The 14,250-nt window shown below is 73.2% G+C and carries 15 protein-coding genes; 6 read left to right on the plus strand and 9 right to left on the minus strand.

The window, feature by feature from the left end:
• Positions 1–17: 17 nt before the first annotated feature.
• The 5 genes from BLU42_RS17365 to BLU42_RS17385 form a co-directional block, all read right to left on the minus strand.
• Entirely contained in the window at positions 18–941 is a 924-nt protein-coding gene (locus BLU42_RS17365; protein ID WP_091077301.1) for an NAD-dependent epimerase/dehydratase family protein, read from the minus strand.
• A 62-nt stretch (positions 942–1,003) separates the two neighbouring features.
• Complete coding sequence (locus BLU42_RS17370; RefSeq protein ID WP_091077305.1) at positions 1,004–1,324, minus strand: hypothetical protein; 321 nt, start codon at positions 1,322–1,324, stop codon at positions 1,004–1,006.
• 85 nt (positions 1,325–1,409) lie between these two features.
• Positions 1,410–1,712, minus strand: coding sequence for an HIT domain-containing protein (locus tag BLU42_RS17375; protein ID WP_197680493.1), 303 nt, complete (start codon positions 1,710–1,712; stop codon positions 1,410–1,412).
• 32 nt (positions 1,713–1,744) lie between these two features.
• Positions 1,745–2,254 carry a low molecular weight protein-tyrosine-phosphatase gene (locus BLU42_RS17380; RefSeq protein WP_091077308.1) on the minus strand — a complete coding sequence of 170 codons (510 nt, stop codon included), beginning with the start codon at positions 2,252–2,254 and terminating at the stop codon, positions 1,745–1,747.
• Positions 2,251–2,658, minus strand: a complete 408-nt coding sequence (locus BLU42_RS17385; RefSeq protein ID WP_091077311.1) for a phage holin family protein — start codon at positions 2,656–2,658, stop codon at positions 2,251–2,253. Before BLU42_RS17385 ends, BLU42_RS17380 begins: the two co-directional genes overlap by 4 nt.
• A gap of 380 nt (positions 2,659–3,038) precedes the next feature.
• On the opposite strand from BLU42_RS17385, the gene BLU42_RS17390 reads away from it, so the two are divergent.
• Together BLU42_RS17390 and BLU42_RS17395 are read left to right on the plus strand one after the other, a co-directional pair.
• On the plus strand, positions 3,039–3,905 hold the full coding sequence (locus BLU42_RS17390; protein ID WP_091077315.1) for an NAD-dependent epimerase/dehydratase family protein: 867 nt from the start codon (positions 3,039–3,041) through the stop codon (positions 3,903–3,905).
• Positions 3,906–3,951: 46 nt separating this feature from the next.
• The gene (locus BLU42_RS17395) at positions 3,952–4,926 is read left to right on the plus strand and encodes an aldo/keto reductase (RefSeq protein WP_091077319.1); all 975 of its coding nucleotides are present in this window, start codon (positions 3,952–3,954) and stop codon (positions 4,924–4,926) included.
• Between the two features lie 115 nt (positions 4,927–5,041).
• On the opposite strand, the gene BLU42_RS17400 is transcribed toward BLU42_RS17395, so the two are convergent.
• From BLU42_RS17400 to BLU42_RS17410, 3 genes are all read right to left on the minus strand, one after another.
• On the minus strand, positions 5,042–5,953 hold the full coding sequence (locus BLU42_RS17400; protein ID WP_091077322.1) for a hypothetical protein: 912 nt from the start codon (positions 5,951–5,953) through the stop codon (positions 5,042–5,044).
• A 212-nt stretch (positions 5,954–6,165) separates the two neighbouring features.
• Positions 6,166–6,768 (minus strand): MBL fold metallo-hydrolase, encoded by a 603-nt coding sequence (locus BLU42_RS17405; protein WP_091077325.1) that lies wholly within the window; start codon positions 6,766–6,768, stop codon positions 6,166–6,168.
• Positions 6,765–7,916, minus strand: coding sequence for an S-(hydroxymethyl)mycothiol dehydrogenase (locus BLU42_RS17410; RefSeq protein WP_091077329.1), 1,152 nt, complete (start codon positions 7,914–7,916; stop codon positions 6,765–6,767). Before BLU42_RS17410 ends, BLU42_RS17405 begins: the two co-directional genes overlap by 4 nt.
• Positions 7,917–8,089: 173 nt before the next feature.
• Between BLU42_RS17410 and BLU42_RS17415 the strand changes: the two genes are divergently transcribed.
• Genes BLU42_RS17415 through BLU42_RS17425 form a run of 3 tightly spaced genes read left to right on the plus strand, consistent with a single transcriptional unit; the run spans position 8,090 to position 10,721 of the window.
• Positions 8,090–9,514: a hypothetical protein gene (locus BLU42_RS17415; RefSeq protein ID WP_091077333.1), complete on the plus strand. Its 1,425-nt coding sequence runs from the start codon at positions 8,090–8,092 to the stop codon at positions 9,512–9,514.
• On the plus strand, positions 9,511–10,140 hold the full coding sequence (locus tag BLU42_RS17420; protein ID WP_091077336.1) for a DUF4352 domain-containing protein: 630 nt from the start codon (positions 9,511–9,513) through the stop codon (positions 10,138–10,140). The genes BLU42_RS17415 and BLU42_RS17420 overlap by 4 nt, the downstream gene beginning before the upstream one ends.
• Complete coding sequence (locus tag BLU42_RS17425; protein WP_091077339.1) at positions 10,137–10,721, plus strand: hypothetical protein; 585 nt, start codon at positions 10,137–10,139, stop codon at positions 10,719–10,721. Before BLU42_RS17420 ends, BLU42_RS17425 begins: the two co-directional genes overlap by 4 nt.
• Positions 10,722–10,838: 117 nt before the next feature.
• Here BLU42_RS17425 and BLU42_RS17430 read toward each other — a convergent pair whose 3' ends face one another.
• Entirely contained in the window at positions 10,839–11,507 is a 669-nt protein-coding gene (locus BLU42_RS17430; protein WP_091077343.1) for a hypothetical protein, read from the minus strand.
• 450 nt (positions 11,508–11,957) lie between these two features.
• On the opposite strand from BLU42_RS17430, the gene gyrB reads away from it, so the two are divergent.
• Positions 11,958–14,060: a DNA topoisomerase (ATP-hydrolyzing) subunit B gene (gyrB, locus tag BLU42_RS17435; protein WP_091080852.1), complete on the plus strand. Its 2,103-nt coding sequence runs from the start codon at positions 11,958–11,960 to the stop codon at positions 14,058–14,060.
• Positions 14,061–14,250: the final 190 nt, after the last annotated feature.

Below are 14,250 nucleotides of genomic sequence, written 5' to 3' on the forward strand. Positions count from 1 at the left end.
GGCGGGGTGGGGCCCGGTCAGACCAGGGCGCGGGAGCACTGGGCGAGCTCGCCCAGCGCGTCGGTGAGCGGGACCCGCGGCGCCCAGCCCCAGCCGCGGGCGCGGCCGGTCTCCAGCTGGCCGGTCCAGGCCGGCCCGTCCTCCCAGACCGGCTCGACGCCGACCGCGTCGGCGACCGTCTGCAGGTAGTCGCGCTGCGTGGCCGGCTCGCCCGCGACGTTGACGGCGGTGCACCCGCCCGCGACGGGACCGTGCGCGACGTCGGCCTCGGCGCCGATCCGCCCGGTGGCGACGTCGGCGAGCAGGTCCACGAGGTCGTCGACGTGCACCCAGGCGAAGGTCGCGTCCGCGACGCGGTGCCGCTCGGCCTCGTCGTCGCGGATCCCGGTCGGGCGCAGGGTGTTCCAGACCGAGCTGTCGCCCGCCCCGAGGATGGCCGGCGGGCGCACGAGCACCCGGGTGAGGCCGTCGACCTCGGCGAGCGCGAGGTCGACGTCGCGCTTGGTCGCCCCGTACGCGTCCGCGTCGTCGCCCACGAGCGCGGACGACTCGTCGACGTCGCCCACGCCGGGGCTGCGGTCGTAGACGGCGGCGGTCGAGACGTGCACGAGCCGGGCGACGCCGGCGTCGCGCGCGGCCTGCGCCAGGCGCACCGTGTCCTCGACGCCGACGCGCTGCTGCACGTCCAGCGCGGAGCCCATCGGGTGGACCGTGGTGACCACCGCGTCCGCGCCCTCCACGACCTGCGCGGCGAAGGCGGCGTCACCGAAGTCGCCGACGTGCTCCTCGAGACCCTCCTGCGCCCGCGCGGTGCCCGGGCGCCGGACGACCGCCCGCACCGTCGCCCCGCGGCGTACGAGGGCGTCGCTCACGCGCGCACCGACGAACCCGTTCGCACCGGTCACCACCACGACGGGGCCGGGCCCCTGCTCTGACGTCATGACGCCAGCCTGGCACCTGCGTCCGAGCCCTCCCTGGGCCGTACGCCGGTCGGGACCGTCGCTCAGCCGCCCTGGACCTCGCGGCGCTCGTCCAGGGCGCTGCGCCAGGCGCGGAGGTCGCGCGGCACGTCGACCGCGAGCCGCCAGGTGATCATGCCGAGCACGACGGCGGCCGGAGCGCCGACGACGAGGCCCACGACGTCGGCTGTGAGCGGCCGGCCCGGCTCGCCCTCACCGAGGATGCCGACGAGGCCGGACGCGGCCAGGCCGAGCGCGCCGAGCGCCACGAGCCCGCTCAGCACGGCGCCGGGCAGCCAGCAGGTCGACAGGACCTGGAGGCGCCGCGCGGGCACCGGCGTGCGGGGCGACGTGGTCGTGGTCACGACGGGAGCGTAGGCCCGGACGGGTCCACCCGCGCCAGGGCTCAGCGCAGCGGTGCGCCCGAGGTGACGTGGACGTGCAGGTGCTCTAGTCCTGGTAGGCCCCGAGGTTGGTCAGGACGGCGGCTGCGCCCTCGCGCTCCTCGACCTCGCGGGCGAGCCGCTGGACCACGCCGAGCAGCGCGCGCACGTCGGCCTCGTCCTCGTCGACGAGCGTGGTCAGCGAGGCCAGGTGGCGCTTGGGCACGACGACCAGGTGCACCGGCCAGGAGGGCCGGGTGTGGTGGAAGGCGAGCACGCGGTCGTCCTCGTGGACGACGTCCAGCTCCTGGCGCCGCGGGATCGCGACGTCGCAGGAGAAGTCGGAGCCCTCGGACGCCGCCTCGCCCACGACGCCGATGCTAGGCCGAGGGGCCCGGCGGTTCAGCGCGTGCGGGCGCCCAGCCTGCGCACCTCGTCGAGCACGCCGGGGACGGCGGCCTCGACCGCGGCGAGCGTCTCCTCGAAGCCCTCCGGCCCGCCGTACCAGGGGTCCGGGAGCCCGGAACCCTCCGGCGCCTGCGGGTCGAAGTCGCTCAGCAGCGACAGGTTGTCGGCGTCCGGGGCGATCCGCAGCATCCGGTCGACGTGGATCGGCTCGGCGGCGATCACCAGGTCGGCGCCCGCGATCTCGTCCGCGGTGACCTGGTGCGCCGCGTGGTCGTCCGCGCGGTAGCCGTGCGCGCTCAGCACGCGCCGGGCCCGGGGGTCGATGGGCGCCCCGATCTCCTCGCGGCTGGTCGCGGCGCTGGTGAACTCCACGCCCTCGAGGCCCGCGTCCGCCGCCATCCGCTCGGCGACGCGCTCGGCGATGGGGGAGCGGCAGATGTTGCCCCAGCAGACGAAGACGACCCGGACCGGCCCGGACCCCGTGGAACCGCTCGAGGCGGTCACGCCCGGGTGCCGCGCAGGCGGCGCGGCGGCTGGTTGCGGTCGGGCAGGAAGGCGTTCAGCACGAAGCTCACGACCGACACGATGATCGCGCCCAGCAGCGCGGTCCAGAAGCCGTCGACGTACCAGCCGATGCCGATCTGGCCGGCCACCCACGACGTGAGCAGCAGCATCAGCGCGTTGATGACGAGCAGGAAGAGCCCGAGCGTCAGCAGCACGATGCAGGCGGTGACCGCGGTGAAGACGGGCTTCACGACCGCGTTGACCACGCCGAAGATCAGAGCGACGACGAGCAGGACGAGCACCTTGTCACCGGTGCCGGACGCCGTCAGCTGGATGCCGGCGAGGAGCCAGGTGGCGACGGCGAGGGCGGCCGCGTTGGCGACGAGCCGGAGGAGGAAGCGCACGCGACCATTCTTCCAGCCCTGCCCGTCGCCGGACCGGCGTCGTCGCCGTGCTGGACGAGGGTGTCCGAGGCCCCGCGGCGGCCCGCCGCGACCGTGAGGTCGGACGGGCCACCGGGTCTCTCGGCCCCGGCCGGGTCGACTCGGCGTCCCCCGACGCGCGCCTGTCGCCAGGCTGGGGCAGCTCCGTGGACCGAGGTGAAGCAGCGAGACGCTCGTCAACGTACGCGAACCGTGACCGCGAGGGGCGCTTCTCGGGGCGCGTCTCGTCGGAGGGCCTGAATTCACACTTCCCTGCCCCCGCTGGGATCCAGGGCACCGCGGGGGAGCGGTGCAGGACCGTGGGAGCAGCCGCCAGGGGGCCGAGGCCTAGGGTCGAGGGCATGCACATCGTCGTCACGGGTGGGTCCGGCAAGCTCGGCGGGGTCGTGGTGGAGCACCTGCTCTCCCTCGGCCACCAGGTCACGAACGTCGACGCGAAGCCGGTGCCCGACGGGGGCCTCGGCGCGGGCGCGCGGTTCCTGCGGATCGACCTGACCGACTACGGCCAGGTCGTCGAGGCGCTCACCGGGATCGACGACGCGTACACGTCCGTGGACGCCGTCGTCCACCTCGCCGCGATCCCGGCGCCGGGGCTGACGGCCAACGCCGCGACGTTCGGCAACAACGTGCCCTCGACGTTCCACGTCTTCCAGGCCGCCAAGCTGGCGGGCATCCACAAGGTCGTCTGGGCCTCGAGCGAGACGGTGCTCGGGCTGCCCTTCGACGCCCCGCCCGCGTACGTGCCCGTCGACGAGGCCGTGCACGAGCCCAACTCGACCTACTCGCTCGGCAAGGTCGTCGAGGAGGCGATGGCGGCGCAGTTCTGCCGCTGGGACCCGGGGCTGTCGATGGTCGGGCTGCGTTTCTCCAACGTCATGCGCGTCGAGGACTACGCCGACTTCGGCGGCTACACCGCCGACCAGCGCCGGTTCAACCTCTGGTCCTACATCGACGCGCGCGACGCGGCCCAGGCCGTCGAGCTCGCGCTCGCGTACGAGCCGCGGGGCATGGAGGTCTTCGTCATCGCCTCGCCCGACGTGGTGCCGCACGTGCCGGTCGAGCAGCTGCTCCGGGAGCGGTTCGGGGAGGTCGAGCACACCCGCGAGCTCGGCGAGTACGAGTCGCCGCTGAGCATCGACAAGGCCCGTTCCCTGCTCGGCTACGACCCCCAGCACAGCTGGCGCGACCACACGGAGCAGGGAGCCTGACGAGGGCGCTCCGCAGGTGGTCCGCCGCGTGAGGTAGGCAGGAGCCATGGACTACGTGAAGCTCGGCAGCACCGGCCTGGACGTCTCCCCGATCTGCCTCGGCTGCATGACGTACGGCGACCCCGCCCGCGGCAACCACGCCTGGTCGCTGCCCGAGGACCAGTCGCGCCCGTTCTTCGAGCGGGCCGTCGAGGCGGGGATCAACTTCTTCGACACCGCCGACGCCTACTCCGACGGCTCCAGCGAGGAGATCACCGGACGCGCGCTGAAGAAGCTCATCCCGCGCGAGGACCTCGTGCTCGCGACGAAGGTCTTCAACCCGATGCGCCCCGGCCGACCTAACGGCCGCGGCCTGTCGCGCAAGGCGATCCTCACGGGCATCGACGCCTCGCTGACCCGGCTCGGCATGGACCACGTGGACCTCTACCAGATCCACCGCTGGGACTACGGCACGCCGATCGAGGAGACGATGGAGGCCCTCCACGACGTCGTGAAGTCGGGCAAGGCCCGCTACATCGGCGCCTCCTCGATGTACGCGTGGCAGTTCCAGAAGGCCCAGAACATCGCGCTCACCAACGGCTGGACGCCCTTCGTGACGATGCAGGACCACTACAACCTCCTCGCCCGCGAGGAGGAGCGCGAGATGCTGCCGTACTGCCTCGACTCCGGCGTCGGCGTCATCCCCTGGAGCCCGCTGGCCCGCGGCAAGCTCACCCGCGCCTGGGACTCCGAGACGAGCCGCAGCGAGACCGACGAGTTCGGCAAGACGCTCTACGCCGACACCGACCGCGAGATCGTCCAGGCCGTGCTCGACGTGGCGCAGGCCCGCGGCGCGGCCCCGGCGAGCGTCGCCCTCGCCTGGGTCATGCGCCACCCGGCGGTGTCCTCGCCCATCGTCGGCGCCTCCAAGCCTCACCACCTCGACGACGCCCTCGCCGCGATCGACCTCGAGCTCACCGACGACGAGGTCGCGACCCTCGAGGCCTCCTACACCCCGCGCGACAACTCCGGGTTCCAGTGAGCCGCTGAGCCCGGACCTCGCACCCCTTCTCGCTCCTCGCACCCTTTCCGGCTCTTCGCACCGGGTCTGCCCGGTGCGAAGAGCGACAAGGGGTGCGAGGTCGCGTGACACGGGGTCAGGCCATCGGACGGCCGATCGCGAACGCGGCTCGCAGCCGCTGGGCCAACCTCTCCGGGTGATCCAGGTCCATCCAGGTCCAGCGCACGACGACCCAGCCGAGGCGTCGGATCGCGTCCTCGCGGAGCTTCTCCGACCACAGCACCTCCTCCAGGTCGGCCTTCGCGCCGAGCGCGCGCCCGTACTTGACCCGTCCGTCGAACTCGCCCACCACGCCGAGCGCCGCCCAGCCGAGGTCGACGCGCGCGACGAAGGCGCCGGCAGCGTCGTGGAGCACGAGCTGCGGCTCCGGAGCAGGGACGCCGACCTGCGCCAGGAGGACCCGGCTCACCGACTCGCCAGGGCTCTCCGACCTGGCGTCGAGGAAGGCGAGGGCCCGCCGGGCCGCCGCGACGCCGTGGCGTCCTGCCGCGTGCTCGACGGCCCCGACGAGGGCGGCGAGCGGTACGCCCGTGCGGAGGACCGCGTCCCCGAGCGTGACGTTCGTCGTCATCGGATGCGCCCGCGCGACGTCGACGAATGTCCGAGGCACCGTCGTCAACGTGATGCCGTCACGGCTGGTGACCTCGTTCGGGGCCAGGGGCGTGCCGTGGACCTGCACCCAGCGTCGAGCGCGTCCGCCGCCTTCACGGTCGCGCGTCACGTGGACGCGCGAGAGGTCCGCGTACGGGACCGGGAGACCGTGGACGACCGCCGCTGACACGTGGCTGACCACAGCGCCAGCGCCGATCTGGCCGGTCGTCGCCTCGACGAGCCGTCGGTGGGCGGCGGTGCGGTCGAGCTCAACAGCGGACGAGACGTAGGCGCCCCGCCGTACGGGCACGAGCGCCCCGGCACGCCGGAGCCGACGGATCTCGTCAGCCGCGAAGCCGTTCCGAAGGAGCTGGGCGTGGGTCTTGACCTCGGTCACGCGCCGAGCCGACCACGCTTCTCGCTCCTCCGCACCACCCGGAACCGCGACCTGTGGACAAGCCCGGCCCGTTCATCGACCTGTGGATGGCCGGCCGCCGCGCCCTGATCCGGTCGTTGCACCTCTTCTCGCTCTTCGCACCGTGCAGACCCGGTGCGAAGAGCGATAGAGGGTGCGAGGACCGAGAGGGGGTCCGAGGGGTGCGGAACCCGTCACACGTTCGCGCGCTCGGCGCCGAGCGTGGTGTCGTCGCCGTGGCCGGTCTTGACGACGGTGTCGTCGGGGAGGGCGAAGAGGCGCTCGCGGATGGACGCGACCAGCACGTCCTTGTCGCTGAACGAGCGGCCTGTCGCCCCCGGGCCGCCGTTGAACAGCGTGTCGCCGGTGAAGAGCACGCCGAGGTCGCGGGCGTAGAGGCAGACGCCGCCGGGGGAGTGCCCCGGCGTGGCGATCACCTGGAGCGAGGTGCCCGCGACCGCGATCGTCTGGCCGTCGACGAGCTCGCCGTCCGGGTCCTGGTCGTGGGTGAGGTGCCAGACCTCGGACTCGGCGGGGTTCAGCAGGACGGGCGCCCCGGTGACGTGCCCGAGGTCCGGGGCGAACCGCACGTGGTCGTCGTGGCCGTGCGTGCAGACGATCGCCACGACGCGGCGCGTGCCGACCACGCCGAGGATCGCCTCGACGTCGTGCGGCGCGTCGATCACGACGCACTCGGCGTCGTCGCCGACGACCCAGACGTTGTTGTCGACGTCGTAGGTCTGCCCGTCGAGGCTGAAGGTCCCCGACGTCACGGTGTGGTCGACGCGCGCGGTCACGCCCCCACCTCGTCGGTGGCCGGGGAGTTCGTCCGGCCGCCGATCGCGACGGGCGAGGTGTCGTCGAGCACGACCACCGAGCGGAGCACGTCGCCGGTCTTCATCCGCAGGAAGGCCTCGTCGACGTCGTCGATCCCGATCTCCTCGGTCACGAAGGTGTCGAGCGGGAGCCGGCCCTGCAGGTAGAGGTCGATGAGCATCGGGAAGTCGCGGTCGGGCAGGCAGTCGCCGTACCAGCTCGACTTCAGCGAACCGCCACGCCCGAAGACGTCGAGCAGCGGCAGCTCGAGCTTCATGTCCGGCGTCGGAACCCCGACGAGCACGACGGTCCCGGCGAGGTCGCGGCCGTAGAAGGCCTGGAGCCAGGTCTCGGGCCGGCCGACCGCGTCGATGACGACGTCAGGACCGAACCCGCCGGTCAGCGCCTGCATCGCCTCGACTGCGTCGGCGTCCTTCGCGTTCACCGCCTCGGTCGCACCCAGCGCACGGGCGACGGCGAGCTTCCGCTCGTCCACGTCGATCGCGATGATCGTCCCCGCGCCGGCCAGGCTGGCGCCGGCGATGGCCGCGGCCCCCACGCCGCCGCAGCCGATCACCGCGACCGAGTCGCCGCGGGTCACGCCGCCGGTGTTGATCGCCGCGCCCAGGCCGGCCATCACGCCGCAGCCGAGCAGCCCGGCGGCCGCGGGACGGGCCCGCGGGTCGACCTTGGTGCACTGGCCCGCGGCGACGAGCGTCTTGTCGATGAACGCGCCGATGCCGAGCGCCGGGGACAGCTCGGTGCCGTCCTCCAGCGTCATCTTCTGCGTCGCGTTGAAGGTGTTGAAGCAGTACCAGGGCCGACCGCGCCGGCAGGCCCGGCAGGTGCCGCAGACGGCCCGCCAGTTGAGGATGACGTAGTCGCCGGGCTCGAGGTCGCGCACGTCGTCGCCGACCTGCTCGACGATGCCGGCGGCCTCGTGACCGAGCAGGTACGGGTAGTCGTCGCCGATCCCGCCCTCGCGGTAGTGCAGGTCGGTGTGGCACACCCCGCACGTCAGGACGCGGACGACGGCCTCGCCCGGGCCCGCGTCGGGCACGTTGATGGTCACCTTCTCGACCGGCGCACCCTTGCTCCGCGCGATGATCCCCTGCACCTGCTGAGGCACGTGACCTCTCCCTCCGCTGCCGAACCGTCCGGTCATCGTAGGGCGAGGGCCCGGCCGGCCCACGGCGCGCGTGATCCGGTCGAGCACCGAGCGAACCCCGCCGTACGGGTCCGGGCGGACCCCGCGTCCCTTACCTTGGTGCCCCGTTCGCCGGTCGAGGGTCGAGGAGGGCAGTGCGCACCGACCACCCGTTCGCGCGCGCCGGCTCGGCCTTCCTGGGCGACGTCGTCGTCCTCGTCCGCGACACGCTCACCGTCTTCTGGCGGCTGTTCCCGCAGATCATGGCCGTCTTCCTGCTCGGCTGGCTCGGGGACGCGGTCGCCGTCCGGGTCGCCGCGATCGTCGGCGACACCAGCGGCTGGGCCGCGGTGGTCGTCTTCTCGTCGAGCTTCCTCTTCACCCTCGTCGCGGTCGTGGTCATCCTGCGGCTCTGCGGCGAGGAGCTCGGCATCCGGGCACTCGTGCCCCGCACCGCCGACGGGGGTGAGGAGGACGACGGACGCGACCGCAGCCTGAGCCGGCTCGTGGCGGTGACGCTGCTGCCCTTCCTCGGCCTCTACTCCGCCTTCGGCCTCGTCAACGACAAGGCCGGCCAGCTCGCCAACGAGCAGACCTTCCGCGGCGGCGTGCTGAACGGCGGCCCCTCGGTGCTCTCGTCCGTACGCGGCCTGGCGACGGAGCACCCGTGGTGGATGGTCGCCCTGCTCGTCGGCCTCTACGTGCTGCGCCGCGTCGTCGACCACCTGCACGAGCGCACCGGGGTCGGCCTGCTCGGCATCCTCACCGCCGTCGTCGAGTCGTTCTTCATCCTCGTCGTGATCTTCGGCGGCTTCGTGCTGCTCGCCCGGCCGCGCCGCTGGCTCGAGGACCGCGCGGTGGCGGCCTGGTGGTCCGAGCTCGGACGGACGGTGGAGAACGCCCTGGCCGCGCTCCACCTCGAGCTGCCCGCGCTGCTCGAGCGGCTCGGCGGCTTCCTCGCCCGCGAGGCCTGGCCCGTCTTCTGGACCGTGGTCTCGCAGCCGATCATCTGGCTGGCCGTCGCCGCCCTGGTCTACGGGTCGCGGGTCCTCTCGCTCGCCGACCTGTGGCGCCGCGGCCAGCCCGCGGCCGCCCGCGTGGTCGGGGCGTCGCGCTTCGACCGGCGCAGCGACAAGCGCGCGCTCCGCCCGGCGGCCCCGCCCGGGGTGGCCCGCGTCGGCAGCGAGGTGCGCGAGGCGTTCCTCGGCGACATCGACGACAAGTACCTGCCGACCTTCCACTCGATCTGGCTGGTGCTGCGCGCCGGCGTGCGCTTCCTCGGCGCGTTCGTGCTCGTCTACACCGCGGTCCTCGTCGCGCAGAACACCGTGCGCCGCATCTACCTGTCGGTCCTCGGCGGCCACGACATCGACTTCTGGTACCGCCTCGGCCCGGTCCTCGACCTCGTCGACGACGTGCCCTGGGAGCCGCTGCGCCTCTGCCTGCTCGCCGTCGCCTTCCGCCGGTGCCTCGAGCTCTTCCACCAGCGCAGCGACGCGGAGGCGGCGGGTCCGGCCGCGGTCGCGCCCGCGGCACCGGCACCTACCAGCACCGTTGCCCCGGCAGGAGCGGGCGCATGAGCGCGACCCCCGCGTCCCCCCGTACGGGCCCCCGCACCGTCGGGCGCTCCCGCGTCGTCGGGGTCGTGCTCGCGATCCTCCTCGTCACCCTCGCCGCCGTCGCCTACCGCCTGAGCGACCCCGGCGCCTCGGAGCAGTACGCCTCCTCCGACCTCGTGCGCGCCCCGCTCGACGTCGCCACGGGCTACCAGTCGGGCCGCGTCGTGGTCAGCGACGTGCGAGTCGCCTCCGAGCTCACGGAGGGTGACGACACCTTCCGCACGGAGGGGCTCTTCGTCGTCGTCCACCTGGCCGTGCAGGCGCCCGGCCGCGACGAGGTCACGGTCTCGGGCAGCCGGCTGCTGAGCCGCGAGGGGACCACCTACCGGCCGGCCTTCTCCCTCGGCACCATCACCAAGGCCGAGCCCGGCTTCGAGACCTCCCGCGACCTGGTCTTCGAGGTCGACCCCGCCCGCATCGACGGCCTCACCCTCGAGCTGTGGGACCAGGGCCTCACCTACCGCTACTTCGACCGGACCCAGACCCCGCTCGGCATCACCGCGGCCAACGCCGCGCAGTGGCGCGAGGCCGGGACCGGCCGCACGGTCGAGGTGCTCCGCGACGACCTCGTGCAGGCGCTCGCGTGAGCGGCCCTGCGGCCGCGCCGGCTCCCCACTCGTCCGCCGCGCCGCGCGCGGTGCCCGACGAGGGCCGGGCCCGGGCCTGGCTGAGTGCGGCAGGAGCGTTCCTGCTCGTCCTGCTCTTCGTCGTCGTCGAGCTGACCTACTCCTCGACGCACCTGCCGCCGCCGCGCTACCGACCGGTCGCCGCCGGCGCGGTCGCCGAGGGCCCGCACGCCGACTTCCGGCTGCTGAGCCTGCGGCAGACCGAGCGCTGGGGGACCGAGAGCGGCGCGCCGGGCTCGCCCGAGCCCGGGGCGGTCTGGGTCGTGGCGCAGCTCGAGGTCACCCCGCGCGAGAAGCAGGACTACCTGCTCTGCACCATGACGCTCGTGTCGGCCTCGGGTCGTGCCTGGGAGCCCGTCGGGATCGGACCGACCCACGAGGGCGAGTCGTGCGCGCCCGAGCCGGAGGCCGCGGTGGTCGGCACGACGTACCCCTTCGTGCTCGGCTTCGAGGTCCCCGCCGCCGATGCCGACGACCTGGCCGGGCTGGCGCTGGAGACCTACAGCTGGCGGGCCTCGCCGCTGCTGCGGCCGCCGGCCTGAGGTCGGCAGGACTCCGCTGCGGCGGTGCGGGGACGCCAACCCCTTCGGGGCCCTTCGACAGGCTCAGGGAGCGTCAGCCCCGTTGCCCTGCGACGGGCTCGGGGGCGTCCAGCGGGCTCAGTACTCGGTGTCGGGGAGCCGCTCGAGCGGCACGGTCATGGTCGAGGCCTCCGCCGTCGCACGCCAGCCGAGCTCGTCGCTGAAGAGGTAGGGCGTCGTGTACTCCTGCTGGAAGACCGCGAGCAGGATGCTGTCGCCCGGCTCCACCGCGAAGCGGAAGGTCAGCGTCACCGGCACGGCCGGCAGGCCCGGGGTCAGGTTGGCGATCCGGTCGAACCCGCTGCCGTCGCCGATCCCGACGGACCGCACCGCCTGGGACTCGCCCGTGCCGAGGTCCTTGGCGTAGAGGAAGCCGTTGTCACCCGTGCCCGGCGCGATGCTCGTGGTGCCGGTCGTCCGCGCGGTGCCGCGGGCGACGACGTCCCAGGTGTCCTCCGAGGTCCGGTGCTGCAGCGTCGCGGAGGTCAGGCTGATCTCGTACGGGCCGGTGGTGATCACCGAGCCCACGGCGACGGGCGTGATCAGGTCCGTGCGCCGCTCGAACCCGCCGAGCAGGGCGACGACGGCCACGACGACGACCAGCACGGCGGCGACGCCGGCGGTGATCAACCGCCCTCGCCGCAGCCGCGCGCGGGCCTCGTCGGCCTCGCGCTCGGCGTCCACCGTCCCCTCGCCCGGGGCGCCGGCGTCGGGACCGACGTCACGCTGCGGCACCGGGTGGGTCACGGCGGTGAGTCTAGGGTCCGGCGGGGTCGGGCGGGCCGGGTGGCGCGAGCGCCCGCCTAGCTCGCGCCGAGCCCGCCGGGATCCGCGCCACGGCGGCTCTGCGCGGTCGGGCTCCGCCCCCGTACGGGGACCCCCGATCCGGGGTCGATCGTCTCCTGGGCGCCCTCAGGGGCCGCTGCCGCGGACCGGGGTGGTGCTGGACGGCCCGGCGGCAGCCCTCGCTCGTGGGTGAACGGGTAGGATGTGACGTAGTTCAGGACGTCGTCGGTGGGCCACCCGGCCCTCGCGTGACGTCTGCCGCGACGTGCCGAACGAGCCGGGCCCCCAGCCCGGGTCCTCCGCGCGCGCCCGCGGCGATCCTCCGACCCAGGGAGACCTCCGCCAGTGCCCGACCAGGACGACACGCGCCAGCCCGACCAGCCCGAGGATCTCGCGAACGGCCCGCACGTCCTGCCGCCCTCGGCGACCGAGGCCCCGGACGACGACGTCACCGGCGGGCTCAGCGGTGACGAGGACGGCGTCGCCGGCGTCCCGCACCCCGACCTGGCCGCCGACGACGAGCGCTCCGACTTCGACATCGCGCGGCTGCGCGCCTCGAACGTCGACGAGGGCGTGTACGACTCCTCCTCGATCACCGTGCTCGAGGGTCTCGAGGCGGTCCGCAAGCGCCCCGGCATGTACATCGGCTCCACCGGCGAGCGCGGCCTGCACCACCTCGTCTACGAGGTCGTCGACAACTCCGTCGACGAGGCGCTGGCCGGCTACTGCGACACCATCGACGTCGCGATCCTGCCCGACGGGGGCGTCCGGGTGGTCGACAACGGGCGCGGCATCCCGGTCAAGGAGCACCCGACCGAGCACATCCCGGCCGTCACGCTCGCCCTGACCGTGCTGCACGCGGGCGGCAAGTTCGGCACCGGCGGCTACAAGGTGTCCGGCGGCCTGCACGGCGTCGGCGTCTCCGTGGTCAACGCGCTGTCCACGCACCTGACCGTCGAGGTGCGCCGCGACGGCTACCGCTGGAGCCAGTCCTTCTCGCTCGGGGTGCCCGACGGGCCCCTCGAGCAGCACGAGGCGACCGAGGAGACCGGCACCACGGTCACCTTCTACGCCAGCTCGGAGATCTTCGAGACCACGTCGTACTCCTACGACACCCTCGTCGCGCGCTTCCGCGAGATGGCCTTCCTCAACAAGGGCCTGACCATCACCATCCGCGACGAGCGGCCCGATCGCGTCGACGAGGAGGGGCTCCCCTTCACCGACACGTTCTGCTACCGCGACGGCCTCATCGACTACGTCAAGTACCTGACGGGGTCGAAGGAGACGCTCAACCCGTCGGTGATCGCGCTCGAGGCCGAGCGCGAGGAGTCGGGGATGAGCCTCGAGCTCGCGATGCAGTGGAACACCTCCTACCAGGAGTCGGTCCACACCTTCGCGAACACGATCAACACCCACGAGGGCGGCACCCACGAGGAGGGCTTCCGCACGGCGCTGACCAACACCGCCAACCGGTGGGGCGAGACGTGGGGCCTGATCAAGAAGCGCGAGGACCGGCTGTCGGGCGACGACATCCGAGAGGGCCTGACCGCGATCATCTCGGTCAAGCTGGCCGACCCGCAGTTCGAGGGCCAGACCAAGACCAAGCTCGGCAACACCCCGGTCCGCTCCTTCGTGGTCCAGGAGATGAACGACAAGCTCGGCGCGTGGTTCGAGCAGAACCCCACTGAGGGCAAGATCATCGTCCGCAAGGGCCAGGCCGCGGCCATCGCCCGGATCGCCGCCCGCAAGGCGCGCGACGCCGCCCGCGACCGCAAGGGCCTGCTCGGGCGCAGCGGCCTGCCCGGCAAGCTGCGCGACTGCTCCTCGACCAACCCCGCCGACTGCGAGGTCTTCATCGTCGAGGGCGACTCGGCCGGCGGCTCCGCGGTCGGTGGCCGCGACCCGCGTACGCAGGCGATCCTCCCGATCCGCGGCAAGATCCTGAACGTCGAGAAGGCCCGCATCGACCGGATCATGCAGAACCAGGAGGTCCAGGCGATCATCTCCGCGCTGGGCACCGGCGTGCACGACGACTTCGACGTGGACAAGCTCCGCTACCACAAGATCATCATGATGGCGGACGCCGACGTCGACGGCGCCCACATCCGTACGCTCCTGCTGACGCTGATGTTCCGCTTCATGCGCCCGCTGATCGAGGGTGGGTTCGTCTACCTGGCGCAGCCGCCGCTGTTCAAGATCAACTGGACGAACGCGACGGCCGAGCTCGCCTACACGGACTCCGAGCGAGACGCGCTGCTCCGGGTCGGGCAGGAGGCCGGCCGGCGGCTGCCCAAGGAGAACCCGATCCAGCGCTACAAGGGTCTCGGCGAGATGAACGCCAGCCAGCTGTGGGAGACCACGATGGACCCGGAGGGCCGGATCCTGCTCCAGGTGACCCTCGACGACGCCGCACGGGCCGACGAGATGTTCTCGATCCTCATGGGCGAGGACGTCGACCAGCGCCGGACGTTCATCCAGAGGAACGCCAAGGACGTGCGCTTCCTTGATATCTGAGCTCGCGGCGCTGGGTCTCTCGGTTGGGTTGCCGCCGGGTCGTGGGGCCCCCGTCCCGCCCTCGCCGCTCTGCTCCGCGAGCGCTCCGCAGGGCGGCAAACGCCCGACCAACCCGGACGGGGGCCCCACGACCCGGCTTCCCGTTTCGCCCCGCTTGCTCTCCAACGCAGCCGTGGTCGGTCCGGGTTTG

It is taken from the genome of Microlunatus sagamiharensis, assembly GCF_900105785.1.
In the GTDB taxonomy this organism is placed as follows: domain Bacteria; phylum Actinomycetota; class Actinomycetes; order Propionibacteriales; family Propionibacteriaceae; genus Microlunatus; species Microlunatus sagamiharensis.

Coding starts and splice junctions, on each gene's coding strand:
- BLU42_RS17365 (WP_091077301.1), bottom strand. CDS start 941: ATGACGTCAGAGCAGGGGCCCGGCCCCGTCGTGGTGGTGACCGGTGCG.
- BLU42_RS17390 (WP_091077315.1), top strand. CDS start 3,039: ATGCACATCGTCGTCACGGGTGGGTCCGGCAAGCTCGGCGGGGTCGTG.
- BLU42_RS17395 (WP_091077319.1), top strand. CDS start 3,952: ATGGACTACGTGAAGCTCGGCAGCACCGGCCTGGACGTCTCCCCGATC.
- BLU42_RS17420 (WP_091077336.1), top strand. CDS start 9,511: ATGAGCGCGACCCCCGCGTCCCCCCGTACGGGCCCCCGCACCGTCGGG.